Origin of the sequence: Pseudomonas sp. B14-6 (genome assembly GCF_013260315.1) — a bacterium.
GTDB classification, from domain to species: domain Bacteria; phylum Pseudomonadota; class Gammaproteobacteria; order Pseudomonadales; family Pseudomonadaceae; genus Aquipseudomonas; species Aquipseudomonas mandelii.
Genome location: NZ_CP053929.1, coordinates 1,900,492 through 1,915,038, shown reverse-complemented (window position 1 = coordinate 1,915,038; position 14,547 = coordinate 1,900,492). Strand labels below are relative to the sequence as shown.

At 61.5% G+C, this 14,547-nt stretch carries 15 protein-coding genes and 1 pseudogene; 8 read left to right on the top strand and 8 right to left on the bottom strand.

Annotated features, from left to right (window positions below; translation table 11 throughout):
* Positions 1 to 94 precede the first annotated feature (94 nt).
* Positions 95 to 946: an NAD-dependent protein deacetylase gene (locus HP062_RS08670; protein ID WP_145308257.1), complete on the bottom strand. Its 852-nt coding sequence runs from the start codon at positions 944 to 946 to the stop codon at positions 95 to 97.
* Between the two features lie 79 nt (positions 947 to 1,025).
* A complete protein-coding gene (locus tag HP062_RS08665; protein ID WP_172791270.1) occupies positions 1,026 to 2,072 on the bottom strand; it encodes a class I SAM-dependent methyltransferase in 1,047 nt (348 codons plus the stop codon).
* 487 nt (positions 2,073 to 2,559) lie between these two features.
* On the opposite strand from HP062_RS08665, the pseudogene HP062_RS08660 reads away from it, so the two are divergent.
* From HP062_RS08660 to HP062_RS08650, 3 genes and pseudogenes are all read left to right on the top strand, one after another.
* A pseudogene (locus HP062_RS08660) lies at positions 2,560 to 3,893 on the top strand (acetamidase/formamidase family protein).
* Positions 3,894 to 4,037: 144 nt separating this feature from the next.
* Complete coding sequence (locus HP062_RS08655) at positions 4,038 to 4,877, top strand: DUF692 domain-containing protein (RefSeq protein WP_172791269.1); 840 nt, start codon at positions 4,038 to 4,040, stop codon at positions 4,875 to 4,877.
* A complete protein-coding gene (locus HP062_RS08650; RefSeq protein ID WP_172791268.1) occupies positions 4,870 to 5,625 on the top strand; it encodes a DUF2063 domain-containing protein in 756 nt (251 codons plus the stop codon). Before HP062_RS08655 ends, HP062_RS08650 begins: the two co-directional genes overlap by 8 nt.
* A 51-nt stretch (positions 5,626 to 5,676) precedes the next feature.
* Here the strand turns inward: HP062_RS08650 and HP062_RS08645 are convergent, their stop codons facing one another.
* The 5 genes from HP062_RS08645 to HP062_RS08625 all read right to left on the bottom strand — a co-directional run bounded on the left by HP062_RS08645 (position 5,677) and on the right by HP062_RS08625 (position 9,992).
* Positions 5,677 to 6,624: a phosphatidate cytidylyltransferase gene (locus tag HP062_RS08645; RefSeq protein ID WP_010455511.1), complete on the bottom strand. Its 948-nt coding sequence runs from the start codon at positions 6,622 to 6,624 to the stop codon at positions 5,677 to 5,679.
* Complete coding sequence (locus tag HP062_RS08640) at positions 6,621 to 7,220, bottom strand: 1-acyl-sn-glycerol-3-phosphate acyltransferase (RefSeq protein WP_077749092.1); 600 nt, start codon at positions 7,218 to 7,220, stop codon at positions 6,621 to 6,623. The genes HP062_RS08645 and HP062_RS08640 overlap by 4 nt, the downstream gene beginning before the upstream one ends.
* Positions 7,207 to 7,839 (bottom strand): CDP-alcohol phosphatidyltransferase family protein, encoded by a 633-nt coding sequence (locus HP062_RS08635; protein WP_172791267.1) that lies wholly within the window; start codon positions 7,837 to 7,839, stop codon positions 7,207 to 7,209. Before HP062_RS08635 ends, HP062_RS08640 begins: the two co-directional genes overlap by 14 nt.
* Before the next feature lie 105 nt (positions 7,840 to 7,944).
* Entirely contained in the window at positions 7,945 to 9,255 is a 1,311-nt protein-coding gene (locus tag HP062_RS08630) for a HAMP domain-containing sensor histidine kinase (protein ID WP_154501186.1), read from the bottom strand.
* The gene (locus tag HP062_RS08625) at positions 9,252 to 9,992 is read right to left on the bottom strand and encodes a response regulator (protein WP_010455506.1); all 741 of its coding nucleotides are present in this window, start codon (positions 9,990 to 9,992) and stop codon (positions 9,252 to 9,254) included. Before HP062_RS08625 ends, HP062_RS08630 begins: the two co-directional genes overlap by 4 nt.
* Positions 9,993 to 10,299: 307 nt before the next feature.
* Between HP062_RS08625 and HP062_RS08620 the strand changes: the two genes are divergently transcribed.
* The 3 genes from HP062_RS08620 to HP062_RS08610 all read left to right on the top strand — a co-directional run bounded on the left by HP062_RS08620 (position 10,300) and on the right by HP062_RS08610 (position 12,207).
* On the top strand, positions 10,300 to 10,566 hold the full coding sequence (locus HP062_RS08620; protein WP_145308264.1) for a DUF2790 domain-containing protein: 267 nt from the start codon (positions 10,300 to 10,302) through the stop codon (positions 10,564 to 10,566).
* Between the two features lie 48 nt (positions 10,567 to 10,614).
* On the top strand, positions 10,615 to 10,827 hold the full coding sequence (locus tag HP062_RS08615) for a hypothetical protein (RefSeq protein ID WP_010455503.1): 213 nt from the start codon (positions 10,615 to 10,617) through the stop codon (positions 10,825 to 10,827).
* A gap of 171 nt (positions 10,828 to 10,998) precedes the next feature.
* Positions 10,999 to 12,207, top strand: a complete 1,209-nt coding sequence (locus tag HP062_RS08610) for a cytochrome c biogenesis protein DipZ (RefSeq protein ID WP_172791266.1) — start codon at positions 10,999 to 11,001, stop codon at positions 12,205 to 12,207.
* A 9-nt stretch (positions 12,208 to 12,216) separates the two neighbouring features.
* Here HP062_RS08610 and HP062_RS08605 read toward each other — a convergent pair whose 3' ends face one another.
* The gene (locus HP062_RS08605) at positions 12,217 to 13,209 is read right to left on the bottom strand and encodes an AraC family transcriptional regulator (protein WP_083376418.1); all 993 of its coding nucleotides are present in this window, start codon (positions 13,207 to 13,209) and stop codon (positions 12,217 to 12,219) included.
* A 183-nt stretch (positions 13,210 to 13,392) separates the two neighbouring features.
* Here HP062_RS08605 and HP062_RS08600 point away from each other — a divergent pair, with 183 nt between their 5' ends.
* Both HP062_RS08600 and HP062_RS08595 read left to right on the top strand, forming a co-directional pair.
* Positions 13,393 to 13,662, top strand: coding sequence for a DUF4242 domain-containing protein (locus HP062_RS08600; RefSeq protein WP_172791265.1), 270 nt, complete (start codon positions 13,393 to 13,395; stop codon positions 13,660 to 13,662).
* 37 nt (positions 13,663 to 13,699) lie between these two features.
* The gene (locus HP062_RS08595) at positions 13,700 to 14,512 is read left to right on the top strand and encodes a class I SAM-dependent methyltransferase (RefSeq protein WP_077749098.1); all 813 of its coding nucleotides are present in this window, start codon (positions 13,700 to 13,702) and stop codon (positions 14,510 to 14,512) included.
* Positions 14,513 to 14,547 lie beyond the last annotated feature (35 nt).

The window sequence follows — 14,547 nt, the reverse complement described above, 5'->3', positions numbered from 1 at the left end:
AGGCGCGAGGATTGCACGCGAAAAGGCCGGCGCCTTCAACATTGAAGTCGACTGACACGACGCCTTCGCGAGCAAGCTTCGCTCCTACAGGGGTTTAGGGTGATGAGGGGGAGAGGTGCTGTGCCAGCAAGGGCAACAGCTGTTCGCACGAGGCCTCAATCTTCATATCCAGGAGGTCATCTGCCCGGGTCTTGCCCAGATTGATCGCCATCAACGGCTTGCCCTGATCCGCCACCACCCGGCACAAGCGAAACGCCGAATACGCCATCAACGAAGAGCCCACCACCAGCAATCCCGCCGCCTGCTCCACCGCTGCCATGGCCTTGGCCGCCGTCACCTGCGCGACGTTCTCGCCAAAAAACACCACGTCCGGCTTCATCCGCTCACCCGCGCAATGCGGGCAATGCGGCACCTGGAACCGCGCCTCGAACGCCGGATCCAGCAACGTGTCGCCGTCCGGCGCCTGCACCGCATCGACCCCGGCCAGATAGGGATTCTGCGCCTCCATCAGGTGCTGGATCGAATCCCGCTCGCTGCGCTGTCCGCAGTCCAGGCACAGCACCCGGTGCAAGCTGCCGTGAAGTTCGATCACATCATGGCTGCCGGCCTGATCGTGCAAGGTGTCGACGTTCTGAGTGATCAGCCCGCTGATCTGCCGGCTGCTTTGCAGACTGGCCAGGGCTTCGTGGGCCACGTTCGGTTGAGCCTGGCGCACGCGCGGCCAGCCGAGCATCGCCCGCGCCCAATAGCGGCGCCGTGATTCCGGGGCCGACAGGAACTCCTGATACATCATCGGTTGCCGGCCACGCCGAACGCCCTCGTTGTCGCGGTAGTCTGGAATGCCCGACGGGGTGCTGATGCCGGCGCCGGTCAGGACCATGAACGGCTGCTCGGCCATCAGCTGCTGGAGCCGGTCGAGTTGTTCGCGGATGCGGCGGTCAAGCATGTTCAACACTCCGGGTATCTTGAGTGTTTGCAGCGTAGCACTTGCCAACCTGCCGAATGCGAGCCCGTGAGCGGCGTGGTTATTTTCGCGCCTCCAGAATCAGGTTGAACGGCGTTTCCGTGGCCCGCCGGAAAGTCTTGAACCCCGCTTCGGTGAAGACCTTGCGCAACCGCGCTTCACCCGCCTGAGCGCCGAGCCCAAGGCCGACTTCCTGGGACAGCGAGTTCGGCGTGCAAATGAAGGTCGAGGCGGCGTAGAACAGCCGGCCAACCGGGGTGACGTTTTCGTCCAGCGAATCGTTGGCGAACGGTTCCACCAGCAGCACCGTGCCGTCCGGTTTCAGAGCGTCATAGGCGTGTTTCGCCGCGCCCACCGGGTCGCCCATGTCGTGCAGGCAGTCGAAATAGCAGATCAGGTCATAGTCGTCGCCGGGGAAGCTTTTCGCCGTGCCCTGAAAGAACCGCGCACGCCCGGACACGCCACCTTCTTCGGCGCGCTGGGTCGCGACGGTGACGGACGGTGCGTGGTAGTCGAAGCCGACGAACCGCGAGTCCGGGAACGCCTGGGCCATGATCACCGTGGAGGCGCCGTGTCCGCAGCCGATGTCGGCGACTTTGGCGCCCGCCTGTAATTTGGCGACCACGCCTTCCAGGGCCGGCAGCCACTCGGCGATCAGGTGCGCTTTGTACCCTGGGCGGAAGAACCGCTCCGTGCCGCTGAACATGCACGGATGGTGATCGCCCCAGGCCAGGGCGCCGTTGCCGCGCATGGCGTTGACCAGTTTGTCCTTGTCATGGAAAAACGACGCGACCACCCCGATACCGCCGGCGATATAGACCGGCGAGTCTTCGATCGCCAGCGCCAGGGCTTGCTCTTCGGGCAGGCGGAACTGGCCGCTCTCGTGTTCCATGTAGCCGGAAGCGGCGTGGGCGCTGAGCCATTCGCGCAGCAGGCGGGGGTTGCAGCCGGTCTTGTCGGCGAGTGCTTCAGGGGTGATCGGCTGACTGTCGGCCATGGCCCGGTACAGGCCGAGCTCTTCGCCGAGGATGACGTTGGCAAGCATCGCCGCGCCGCCCATGTCGTTCACCAGTTTGCCCATGAAGTCATTGAGTCTGGCCTCGTCCATCACATGTGCTCCTTCAGCAGGATCACGGTCCAGAGGCCTTGTTTATCGAGGCGTACACCTCTGGGCGGTGGTCGTGGGAATGAACAGGACGCTGTGCACGTCCCGCGTGCAATAAGTTTAGTCCGAGCCCCGTGCGCGGCGGCCTGAAGCGACGAAAGCGCCATTCCCCTGGCCGACACAAATCCCTGTAGGGGCGAGGCTTGCCCGCGAAGTCGGAGTGTCAGTCGACAAAAGTATTGCCTGACACTCCGACTTCGCGGGCAAGCCTCGCTCCTACAAGAATTTGCGACGTGTATCGCACTGTATCCAGCCGCCGTCCCGATACATTCCACTTCATTCGCGGCTCCCACCGAACACAGACCAGATACAAACCTGCGATGAACTGTAAAGGCTAACCAGCGCCCGAAATCCGGGGCTGTCGAGGCACTTTTCAGGGTCGTCGCAACAGGCGGCCGTCTTTGCTCGTGACTCCGTGAAGGGAACAATAATGACCACGCTCGTGCCTGAAACCGACCTGAAATCCGCTCCCGTCAACCATCTGCGCGTCGATCAGTACACCAACGGTCTCATTGGCCCCAGCCAGCCGATGCTCGGCCCGCTCGCCGACGGCGGCACCCTGATCACCGGCACACCGCCGGGTTGCTGGGGCCCGATGATCACGCCCGCCTTCGAGGGCGGCCACGAAGTGACGCAACCGGTGGCCATCGCTGGCGCGGAAATCGGCGACGCCGTGGCGATCAAGATCAAGAGCATGCGCGTCACCTCGCTGGCGACGTCGTCCGGGGTCATGAGCTTTGTTGAGGGGCGCTACAACGGCGACCCGTTCGTCGCCAAATTCTGCTCCAAATGCGGCACCGACCACCCGGCCAGTCATGTCGAAGGCATTGGCGAGGAGTCGATTCGCTGTAACAACTGCGGCGCCGAGGTCAGTGCGTTTCGCTTCAGCCATGGCTACGTGATTGTGTTCGATGCACAGAATCAGGTCAGCCTGACCGTCAACCAGGACGTCGCCAACCGACTGGCCGGCAATGCCTCTGAAATGTCGGCGCTGCCGGAATTCGCCGCCCAGCATTCGATCCTGTCTCTGGCCCGTGCCGACATCCCCGGGGTTGCCGCGCACATGCGCCCGTTCCTCGGAAACATCGGCACCACGCCGTCCCGTGACTTGCCCGATTCGCACAACTGCGCCGATTTCGGCCAATACCTGATCAACGCCCCACACCGTTTCGGCATGACCCGCGAAGAGCTGCACGCGGCCAAGACCGACGGCCACATGGACACCAACTCGATCCGCGAAGGCTGCGTGTTGATCTGTCCGGTGAAAGTGCCGGGGCCGGTGTGTACATGGGCGACATGCATGCCCAGCAAGGCAACGGCGAGATCGCAGGGCACGCCACCGACTGCTCCGGGGAAACCGAGGTGGTGGTGCAAGTGGTGAAGAACCTGACCCTGGACGGGCCGATCCTCCTGCAAAACCTCGACGATCTGCCGCCGATGGCCCGGCCCATGAATGGCCAACAACGGCAGAACGTCCGCGAACTGGGCGAGCGCTGGGGTCAGCATGAAATCGAGCAGAGCGGGCCGATCACCTTTATCGGCAGCGGCGAGAACCTCAACGTCGCCGTCGAGAACGGCTTGAAACGTGCCGCTTCGGTCACCGGTTTGCCGTATGACGAAGTGCTCAACCGCGCGACCATCACCGGCTCGATCGATATCAGCCGCCTGCCGGGCACCGTGCGCGTGACCTTCCTGTGCCCGATGAACGTGCTCGATCGCATCGGCATCGGCCATCTGGTACGCGAGAAATACGACCTGGCGTAACGCCTGCCGAAGGGTCTGTACCGGAGTGTGTACAGGCCCGTCGGCGATACAACCGCCACGATGTTCTGCCGGACCGGAACACAGCCCCGATACATCGCTTCGGTTAACTGTGACTCCGTACTGGCAACCCTTGAGATCGACACCATGCAGACCCCCATCACCTCAGCGAAAGCGACCGTCGGGCTTGGCTTGCGTCGCGGATTAATGAAGGACCTCCAGGCCGCCCGTACCGGCGATTTCGATTTCCTGGAAGTTGCGCCGGAAAACTGGATCGGCATCGGCGGCGCCCATGGCCATGCGCTGCGGGCCCTGGCCGAGCGTTTTCCGTTGTCTTGCCACGGCTTGTCGCTGTCGCTGGGTGGGCCGGCACCGCTGGACGTCGGGTTTTTGCAGGAAGTGCGGGTGTTCCTCGATCACTACAACGTGCCGCTGTACAGCGAGCACTTGAGTTATTGCAGCGATGACGGTCACCTTTACGACCTGTTGCCGTTGCCGTTTACCGAAGAAGCGGTGCACCACGTGTCCGCGCGAATTCGCCAGGCCCAGGACATTCTCGGCCGGCGCCTGGCGGTGGAAAACGTCTCCTACTACGCCGCGCCGCAGCAGGATATGGACGAAGTGACGTTCACCAACGCGGTGTTGCGTGAAGCCGATTGCGACCTGTTGCTGGACGTCAACAATGTCTACGTCAACTCGATCAACCATGGCTTCGATCCGCAGACCTTTCTGGCCGGCATCGATTCGGGCCGGGTGGTGGCGATGCACGTGGCCGGGCACTTCGATGAGTCCGACACGTTGAAAATCGACACCCATGGCGCGTCGGTGAAACCGGTGGTCTGGTCGTTGCTGGCCCAGGCCTACGCCCGGTTTGGCGCACAGCCGACATTGCTGGAGCGGGATTTCAACTTCCCCGCGTTCTCTGAACTGGTGACTGAATTGCAGACTATTCGTCGCTTGCAGGCCGAGGGGGTGAACCTTGGATAAGCCAGGCCTGTTTGACCAGCAAAACACATTGGGTCTGTACCTGCGTGACCCGGACCATTGCGCGCCGCCAGCCGGGATGGATGTGGCGCGGGCACAGGTTTACCGCGACCTGATTTTTTCCAACCTGTCGTTGTTGCTTAGCGGGACCTTTCCGGTGCTGATCAAGATTCTCGGTGATGAGCGCTGGCGTTCGCTGGTACGGATCTTCCTGCGGGACTGTCGTGCGCGTACCCCGAAATTCGGCGAAATCGCCCAGGAGTTTGTCGAGTTCCTGGCCTCGGAACCGAGTGCATTGAGCGAAGGTGTGTGGCCTCCGTTCATGGTGGAGCTGGCGCATTACGAGTGGGTCGAAATGGCGTTGCAACAGTCCGAAGCGGAGCCGTTGCCGCCGAGTGATGTGGCGTTGATTCTGGCGCGACCGTTGCTGGTGTCACCGTTGGCGTGGCCGTTGGCTTATGCCTGGCCGGTGCAGTTGGTGGGGCCGGATCATCAACCGGAAGCGCCACCGGTTCAACCGACTTTGCTGCTGGTGCGTCGAGCCGAGGACTGGAGTGTGAAATTTTCCGAGCTGAGCCCGCTGGCGTGGCGGTTGTTGCAGCGGATCGAGGAATTTCCCGAGCTGGACGGGCAGGCGCAGTTGGAAGGGCTGGCAGTGGAGGCGGGGGCCGTTGGATCGCCGGAGTTTATGGCGAGTGGCACGGCATTGTTGCGGCAGATGCATGGCGAAGGGGTGATTGGGTTTGCATGATCGTTCCCACGCAGAGCGTGGGAACGATCACTGACAGGGGTGGTGTCTATTTTATGGGGCGGAAAAGAAATACCGCGTCAGGTGAAAGAAAATTGGCGCCGCGAAGCAGATCGAATCCATCCGATCCAGCATGCCGCCATGCCCTTTGATCATGGTCCCCCAATCCTTCGCGCTCAGGCTGCGTTTAATTGCGGACATGACCAGCCCACCCAGAAAACCCATCACCACGATCACCAGCGACATCAGCAGCGACTGCCAGAAACTGAACGGGGTCATCCAGAACATGCACCCGCCAATCAACGTGGCCGACAGACCGCCACCGACCAAGCCTTCCACCGTTTTCGACGGACTCACCAGCGGCGCAACTTTGTGCTTGCCCAATAGTTTGCCGAACACGTACTGCAACACGTCACTCAGTTGCACGACGAACACGAGATAGAACAGCAGCAGCGCGTTCTGCCCCTTGAAACCTTCCAGGTCCAGCAGCAACAGGGCCGGCGCGTGGCTGATGCAGTAGACGCAAATCATCACCCCCCACTGAATCTTGGCCGCCCGTTCCAGAAAAGCGTCGGTGTCCTGGCTCAGCACCGCAATCGCCGGCAACAGCAGGAACGCGTACACCGGAATCAACAGGGTGAACAGCGAATACCAGTGCGTGCCGATCAGCACGTATTGCAGCGGGATCAGAATGAAGAACGCCGAAAACAGCGCGTTATGGTCGCCCAGCCGGGTCGGCGTCAGGGTAATGAACTCCCGGAGCGCGAACAGCGAAATGAAGCCGAACAGAATAACCGTCGCGTTCCCGCCCAGCAGGTAGGACACGAAGAAGATGATGACCATGCCCCACCAGGCATTCACCCGCTGGTTGAGGTTCTCGATGGTCGACATCGAGCTTTCTGTTTTGGCGCGCTTCGCCAGAATCCGGCCGATGACCGAAGCGATTGCCAACAGGACGGCAATGGCGCCGAAGAACCACAAGAACTTTTCGTCAAGATTCATTCCGACAACCTCACAATCGCTTCACGCGCCCGATCCAGAAACACCTGTTTTTCCTCGCCGCTTATCCTCGGCAGCGGGTCGCCAATACGGATCGTGCAGATGATGGGCAGCGGGACGTGTTTGCCTTTTGGCATGGAGCGATGCAGGTTTTCCAGGTAGATGGGGACCAGGTCCACCTCGGGGAATGTCTCGGCCAAACGGTACAGCCCTGATTTGAAAGGACCGGGCAACGCCTCGCTGCCACGCGTGCCTTCCGGAAAGATGATGATCGAATGGCCGGCCCGCACCACGTCGAAAATCGGCTCCAGCACGTTAACGCCGGGCGCCGGGTTTCGCTCGATCAGCACTGCGTTCAGGCCTTTTTGCGAGATGTACGACAGAAATTTGTTCTTTCCCCAGTAATCCGCAGCGGCGACCGGTTTCACGTTCACCCGGGCTTCCGGGGGCAGCGCCGCGATGATTGCCAGGGTGTCCATGTGACTGGAGTGATTGGCGAAATAGATGCGCTGGCGTGTCAGGTCCGGCGGGCTTTCCCATCGGGCGGTGACGCCGATCAGGAAGCGAAGAACAGAAATCAGCGCGTTACTGATCCACATGGTGATTCCCCTTCAGCTGGCGCGAGATGGCCAAGGTTCGCGTGACGCAGGTCGCGGCTGAACCGACAGCGATGATGACCAACGCGATCAACAGCACGTAGTGAGTGCCATAAACGGTGGCCTCGACAGCGTTCAACAGAAGTGCAACGGTCATCACGGCCATTCGATGCTGCTTGGCCATCGGGCCGATGAAACTCTGCTTCAGGCCAATCGAGCCGCCAAACACCCTGACATACGCCGTCAGTGCCGCGGCCAGCGCCGCGAACCAGCCGAGATCGGCGTAGCCGATGGCATACCCCAGCGCGACGATCAGCAGGCTGTCGGCAATGCGGTCGGGGAATTCGTTGTAGAGGCTGCCGATGTCGGATTTCTTGCCGCCCTCGATCGCCACCATGCCGTCGAAGAGGTTGCACAGCAGGCGCAATTGAATGCCGACGGCGCAGAGGATCGAGCCGATGAGCCCGTTATCGAGATTCAGTGCCACCGCCCCGGCGAGCGCGAAGGCGATGCTGGCGACGGAGATCTGATTGGGGGAGATGTCTCGTTTCACCAGAAGGTCGGTGATGTATTTCGCCCAGCCCGCAGAGCGCGTCTTGATGGGCCTTCGGTTGTCATCCATTTTGCCAATATCCATATAAGTGTCGGTTGCTATCAGGGCATCGCCGTCGGCTGCTGCACGACGGTGTCCGACAATATAAAGGCTTTCCTTGGCCTTTGTGTCTGTTTACTGACTGCCAGGTCGAAGCGGCAACTTCAACTCCGCACACAACCCGCCGCCCTCACGATTGCTCAACGTCAACGATCCCCCGAGCGCCAACGCCAATTGCTGCGCGATCGCCAACCCCAGCCCCGTGCCGCCGGTGCTGCGATTGCGCGAATTCTCTACCCGATAAAACGGCTCCATCACGTGGGCCAGTTCCTCTTCGGCAATGCCAGGTCCGCGATCCATGATCTTCACCGAGAGGCCGCCGTTTTTCGCTTCCACCCACAGCTCGGCGGCGCCGGCGAACTTCAGAGCGTTATCCGTCAGGTTTACCAGTACCCGCCGCAAGGCATGGGGCCGGGTGTCGATCACCGCGCCACTTTTGCCACCCAAGGTCACGTCTTTGCCCACGTCCTGGTAGTCAAACACCAGACTGTCGAGGAATGAATCGAGGTCGGTGCGGCGGCTTTCTTCGGTGGCGCCGTGAACGCTGCGGGCATAGGCCACGCCTTCGCGCACCAGGTGTTCCATCTCACTGAGATCGCTCCACAGTTTGTCTTTTTCGCTGCAGTCGTCCATGAATTCGGCGCGCAGTTTCATGCGGGTGATCGGGGTTTGCAGGTCGTGGGAAATCGCCGCCAGCAGTTGCATGCGCTCTTTCAAGTACGCGGCGATGCGTGCCTGCATCGAATTGAAGGCGATGGCGGCGTGGGCGACTTCGGTCGGGCCTTTTTCGTCCAGGTGCACCGCGTGGGTGTTGGGATCAAGGTTGTCCACGGCCTCGGCAAGGCGGGTGAGGGGGCGGATGGCGATTCTCACCGCCAGCCAGGTGCAGAGGATCATCAGCGCCAACTGGCCCAGCAGAACGATGGGCAACCACGGCGACAACGGCACCATCGATGGCCTGACGTCGATGGTCACCGGGCTGCCGTCCGCGAGTTTCAGGTGCACCTGAAAGTGTTTCTGTTCGCCGGGAATGTCCGTCACGGTCATCGGGTAATCCTTGCCGATGGCGTCCTTGATCGATGTCATCGCGATGGGCGTGTCGCTCATGGCCACGCCCGGCGAACCTTCGTCGAGCAAATAACGGTAGTTGCGGCGGTTCAGTTGTTGCAGCCAACCCATGCGTTCTTCGGCTGGCAAGCGGTCAAGAATGGCGATGGAGGTCGAGACGTCGGTTTCCAGATTGCCGAGCATGGTGTTTTTCGCGCTTTCGTAACGCTCGTAATACTGCGCGCCGAAGGACAGCGCCTGCGCCAGGATCAGGCCAATCAGAAAGATCAGCGAGAGGCGCGAGGCCAGGGTGCGGGGCCAACGAAGGGTGAGGTTCATGACGGCGCACCGAGCACTTCCACCGGCAGCGAAAACACATAGCCCTCACTGCGCACGGTTTTGATGTAGGCCGGTTCGCGGGCATCGTCCAGCAAGCGCTGGCGCAAGCGGCTGACCAGCAAATCGATGGAACGGTCAAACAGATCGGCGTCGCGGCCCTGGGTCAGATTGAGCAACTGGTCGCGATTGAGCACCCGCTGCGGGTGATCGAGGAACACCCGCAGCAATCGGTATTCCGCACCGCTGAGCGCGACCATGGTGCCGTCTTCGTCCAGCAAGTGCCGGGCCGAGGTGTCCAGGCGCCAGCGCCCGAACGCCAGCAAGCGACCGCTTTCGGTGACCACCAGGTTTGGCGGCAGCATCCGCGTGCGGCGCAGTACGGCGTTGATTCGCGCGAGCAGTTCACGGGCGGCGAACGGCTTGACCAGGTAATCGTCGGCGCCCATTTCCAGGCCGATGATGCGGTCGGTTTCGTCGTTGCGGGCAGTGAGCATCAGCACCGGCGTGGCCTTGTGTTTGCCGGCGCGCAACTCGCGGCAGAGCATCAGGCCGTCGTCGCCCGGCATCATGATGTCGAGCACGATCAGGTCCACCGGCGTGGACTCAAGGAAGCTGCGCATCTGGCGTCCATCGGCGACGACCGTGGTGCGCAGGCCGTTCTTCTTGAGGTAGTTGCCTACCAGTTCCCGGATCTCGCGGTCATCGTCCACGATGAGAATGTGATCGACGTGTTCCATGGGGGCCAAGCCTCTATCAATGGGGGATGTTGCGCAGTCTATCGAGCCTTGGCCCGCTCGCCCGCAGCCCTTTGTATTGCAGTGTATCTGGCGTAGCGACGGATACATACAAAGGCAAAAATGCGGTTTTCCAGGGGTTTTGTATCGCTCTGTATCAGGGGCCGGCTTTGATACGTACCGATTTACACGCGGCTGTTTTCGACACAGACGAGATACCTCGCGAGCTTCTAATGGGTTCCATCGAGGCAACCCACACCGCCTCTGCTCAATCGAACGACCTACCCATTGAAGCCTTGAGGAAACCGCCATGAACACCAAAGCCATCTACGCCGCTTGCCTGTTTGCCGCCCTGAACATCTGCACCTTGTCGGCCCGCGCCGAAGCCGCCGATGTCAGCGCCAAAACCTACACCTACGGCACCCACCTGGACATCAAGAAAGTGGTGTCGTTGAAAGAAGACGCCGCGCCTTCCTGCGGGGTTGTGAATGCCCAGCTGACCTACCTGGACTCCCAGCACAAAACCCAGGTGCTGGATTACCGCAAATTTGCTGACGGCTGCAACGCGGACAACTGAGTCCTTCGCGGACCGATTGCCAACCCCCTTTGAAACAGGAAGAACACCATGAACAACGTCACCCGCTTTTTGACCGCTGTTGCTTTCTCCGCAGCCGGCGCGGCTGCCCATGCCAATGCCGCTGTTGAACAGAAAAGCTGTGGCAGTGCGACCTGCTTCCAGCTGACGCCGGTGGCCGAGCAGGGCGCTCATGCCTTCCTCGCACAGGACGGCTCGAGCCGCACGCCGCAAGGTCAGCTACAGGAAAACCAGAAGGCCTGATGCCCGAACCCTGTTTTGTGAACACCACAATTCCAGTGTAGGAGCGAGCCTGCTCGCGATGGCGGAGTGTCAATCGACATCAGTGTTATCTGACACACCGCCATCGCGAGCAGGCTCACTCCTACAGGGGGTAGGTGGTGTGTCGTTCTTCTCTATTTCAAGGTGATTACCATGTTTCTCATCGCTTTTCTGGGCGGCATATTGACCGTCCTCAGCCCCTGCATCCTCCCGGTGGTGCCGTTCCTGTTCGCTGGTGTCAAACGCACCCGTTCATCCATTCTGCTGACCCTCGGCGGCATGGTCCTGACCTTTGCCCTGATCGCCAGCCTGGCGGTGGTCAGCAGCGAGTGGGTGGTGCAAGCCAACAACACCGGTCGTCACATCGCGCTCTTCGTGATGGGATTGTTTGCTCTGTCGCTGATTTCCGCCCGTGTCGGTGACTGGATGGCCCGTCCGTTCGTGGCGCTGGGCAATCGCCTTGATCCCGACACCCGCAAAATGTCCGGCCCGCTGGGTTCGGTCATGATCGGTGTGGCCACAGGGCTGCTCTGGGCGCCGTGTGCCGGCCCGATCCTCGGGGTGATTCTCACCGGCGCCATGCTCCAGGGTGCGAACGCACAGACCAGCCTGTTGCTGCTGGCCTACGGCCTGGGCAGCGCACTGTCCCTGGGGACCTTGATCTTCGCCGGTCGCGGTTTGGTCAATCGCTTGAAAGTGTCGATCCCGGTCACTGGTTGGTTGCGTCGTGGTGCCGGTGTTGCCGTGCTGGCGACCGTGGCGGTGATTTCCACCGGTGCCGACCGGACACTGTTGGCCGGCACCTCGTCCGAAGGCGTTAGCAGCCTCGAAAAAGGCGTGATGGAAAGCGTGCCGAAAGTCGTCGACTACTTCGTCAGCAAGGTCAGGGCCGACTCCATGGACAACGCCCAGGGTGCCATGCCGTCGCTGTCCGGTGCCGTCCAGTGGCTGAACTCGCCAGCGCTGAGCAATGATTCGCTCAAAGGCAAAGTGGTGCTGGTGGACTTCTGGACCTACGACTGCATCAACTGCCAGCACACCCTGCCGTATGTGAAGGACTGGGCGAAAAAATACGAGAAGGATGGCCTGGTGGTTGTCGGCGTCCACACCCCTGAATACGGTTACGAGCGCATCATCGACAACGTCAAGGACCAGGTGAAAAAGCTCGGCATCACCTACCCGGTGGCCATCGACAACAACTACGCGATCTGGCGCGCCTTCGACAACCAGTACTGGCCCGCTCACTACCTGATCGACGCCAAGGGCCAGGTGCGTTACACCCACTTCGGTGAAGGCGCCTACGAAACCCAGGAAAAGATGATTCAGCAACTGCTGGAAGAGGCCAAGGCACCTTCGGCGTAACCCTCGACATCAATGGCTCACAGGCTGCGCGCCGCGGGCCATTGGTTTTTTCTCCTGATTGCGCCGCCACGCCGCCGGTGGCGCGCCGTACTCTCGACGAAAGGCACGGCTGAAGGCCGTGTCGGTCTGGTAGCCCACCTCTTCGGCAATCCGCATCAACGAACTGTTACTGCTGCGTAACAGGTTCGCCGCCAGCAACATCCGCCACTGCGTCAGGTACTGCATCGGCGAACTCCCCACCAACTGCGCAAAGCGTTCTGCCAACACCGACCTTGAGGTGCCGGCGGTTCGCGCCAGTTCATCCAGGGTCCAGGCGTGACAGGGTTTTTTGTGCAGCGCATTCAGGGCGGCACCGACGATCCGGTCACCCACACCGGCCAGCCAGCCGGTCCGGCCTTCACCGCGTTCGTTCATGTACAGGCGCAACACCTCGATGAACAACACCTCGGCCAGTTTCGCCAACACACCTTCGCCCCCGGGCCTGGGCGAGCGTGCTTCGGCCAACGCATAACGCACCGATGATTCCAGCCAGATTCCGGCATTGGAGCCGCGCACATTGACCCGGACCACCGCCGGCAATCCCGTCAGCAACATGCCCGCCAACCGCGTATCGCAGGCCAGATAACCGCACACCAGCCGCGTGACCGCGCCGCCTCCGCCGTAACTCAGTTGCCGGGGACGGCGCGCCAGCACCACGTCCAGCCGCTTGCCGGTGACCGGCGTCAGCCCCGGTTGCGAGCTCATGCGATGGGCATCGCCCTGAGGGAATACCACCACATCGCCGGCGGTCAGACGCAGCGGCGCAGCGTTTCCCATCTCGACATAGCACTCGCCTTCGGTGATCAGGTGGAATATCACCACCCGCTCGGCGCCGGGTTCCAGAAAGGGGGCCGCCGTGTCGGCACTGGGCGACTGGTAGCACCAGGGCGCCGTGAACCTGGCATTGATGAAAATCGCGCCGACCAGGCGGACGACGCGCAGGGTTTGGGACAGGGCGTCCATGGTGACTTCCCATGCGACTAAGGGCTTTCTGATTGTGAGCGCGTTGCCGGGTAACGTGAATTCTCCGGACGATCGGGCAGTGTTGCCCGACGATCGGGCAGGACGCCGGCCCGCGCCGGAGCGATAGTTTGCCTACAGGGCCACTGCCGACCCTGTCATCAATAACAAGACTGAGAGGTTGCCATGCCAAAGTTCGTCATAGAACGCGAGATTCCAGGTGCAGGAACACTGTCAGAAAGGGATTTGAAAGCCGCTTCGCAAAAGTCCTGCCGGGCATTGCGCGACTTGCCGGAGGTGCAGTGGCTTCAGAGTTATGTCACGGGTGACAAGTTGTACTGCGTATACATCTCGCCGAGCGAAGCGCTGATCCAGGAGCACGCGAGGCAGAGCGGTTTCCCGGCCAACCGCATTTCCCAGGTCACTCACATCATCGATCCGACCACGGCGGAGTAAGCCGGGTCCGCGTTCCAATCCTTACGGAGCAGATTTAATGAGTACCCCCCTTGATCTCACTGCCCTGAAAAACCGCCAGATGGCCTCCTGGGCCAGCGGCGACTACGCCGTGATCGGCACCACCCTGCAAATTGTCGGCGAGCAACTGGCTGAAGCCTGTGACTTGCTCTGCGACGAACGCGTGCTGGACGTGGCCGCCGGCAACGGCAATGCGACGCTCGCCGCTGCACGCCGAGGCTGCAACGTCACCTCGACCGACTACGTGGCGGCGCTGCTGGAGCGCGGCGAAGACCGGGCCCGGGCCGAGCGCCTGGAGGTGACCTTCCAGGTCGCCGACGCCGAGGCGCTGCCGTTCGAAGACGCCAGCTTCGATGCGGTGCTCTCGACCTTCGGTGTGATGTTCACGCCGGATCAGGCCAAAGCGGCTTCAGAACTGGCGCGGGTCTGCCGTCCTGGCGGCCGGATCGGCCTGGCCAACTGGACACCTGAAGGTTTTGTCGGCCAGATGTTCAAGACCCTGGGCAAACACCTGCCGCCACCGCCAGGCGCACAACCGCCTTCAAACTGGGGAACCGAAGCCTGGTTGCACTCGCACTTCGATGAGCGTGACTTTCAGGTCCAGGTGACGCGCCGCACCTTCAACTTCCGTTATCGCTCGGCGGCGCACTTCATCGATACGTTTCGCACCTGGTACGGCCCGGTCCACAAGGCCTTCGCGGCGCTGTCTCCCGAGGGAGCCCAAGCCTTTGAAAGCGACCTGACTGAGCTGATCAACCGGATGAACAGAGCGGGAGAGAAATCGGTGGTGGTGCCGAGTGAATACCTGGAGGTCGTCATCACCCGACGTTAACCAGACAACATAAAACCCTGTAGGAGCGAGGCTTG

What these genes read in the sequence shown, in the direction of transcription:
- HP062_RS08670 (WP_145308257.1), bottom strand. Translation starts at nt 946, where the DNA reads ATGCTTGACCGCCGCATCCGCGAACAACTCGACCGGCTCCAGCAGCTG.
- HP062_RS08665 (WP_172791270.1), bottom strand. Translation starts at nt 2,072, where the DNA reads ATGGACGAGGCCAGACTCAATGACTTCATGGGCAAACTGGTGAACGAC.
- HP062_RS08655 (WP_172791269.1), top strand. Translation starts at nt 4,038, where the DNA reads ATGCAGACCCCCATCACCTCAGCGAAAGCGACCGTCGGGCTTGGCTTG.
- HP062_RS08645 (WP_010455511.1), bottom strand. Translation starts at nt 6,624, where the DNA reads ATGAATCTTGACGAAAAGTTCTTGTGGTTCTTCGGCGCCATTGCCGTC.
- HP062_RS08640 (WP_077749092.1), bottom strand. Translation starts at nt 7,220, where the DNA reads ATGTGGATCAGTAACGCGCTGATTTCTGTTCTTCGCTTCCTGATCGGC.
- HP062_RS08635 (WP_172791267.1), bottom strand. Translation starts at nt 7,839, where the DNA reads ATGGATGACAACCGAAGGCCCATCAAGACGCGCTCTGCGGGCTGGGCG.
- HP062_RS08630 (WP_154501186.1), bottom strand. Translation starts at nt 9,255, where the DNA reads ATGAACCTCACCCTTCGTTGGCCCCGCACCCTGGCCTCGCGCCTCTCG.
- HP062_RS08625 (WP_010455506.1), bottom strand. Translation starts at nt 9,992, where the DNA reads ATGGAACACGTCGATCACATTCTCATCGTGGACGATGACCGCGAGATC.
- HP062_RS08620 (WP_145308264.1), top strand. Translation starts at nt 10,300, where the DNA reads ATGAACACCAAAGCCATCTACGCCGCTTGCCTGTTTGCCGCCCTGAAC.
- HP062_RS08615 (WP_010455503.1), top strand. Translation starts at nt 10,615, where the DNA reads ATGAACAACGTCACCCGCTTTTTGACCGCTGTTGCTTTCTCCGCAGCC.
- HP062_RS08610 (WP_172791266.1), top strand. Translation starts at nt 10,999, where the DNA reads ATGTTTCTCATCGCTTTTCTGGGCGGCATATTGACCGTCCTCAGCCCC.
- HP062_RS08605 (WP_083376418.1), bottom strand. Translation starts at nt 13,209, where the DNA reads ATGGACGCCCTGTCCCAAACCCTGCGCGTCGTCCGCCTGGTCGGCGCG.
- HP062_RS08600 (WP_172791265.1), top strand. Translation starts at nt 13,393, where the DNA reads ATGCCAAAGTTCGTCATAGAACGCGAGATTCCAGGTGCAGGAACACTG.
- HP062_RS08595 (WP_077749098.1), top strand. Translation starts at nt 13,700, where the DNA reads ATGAGTACCCCCCTTGATCTCACTGCCCTGAAAAACCGCCAGATGGCC.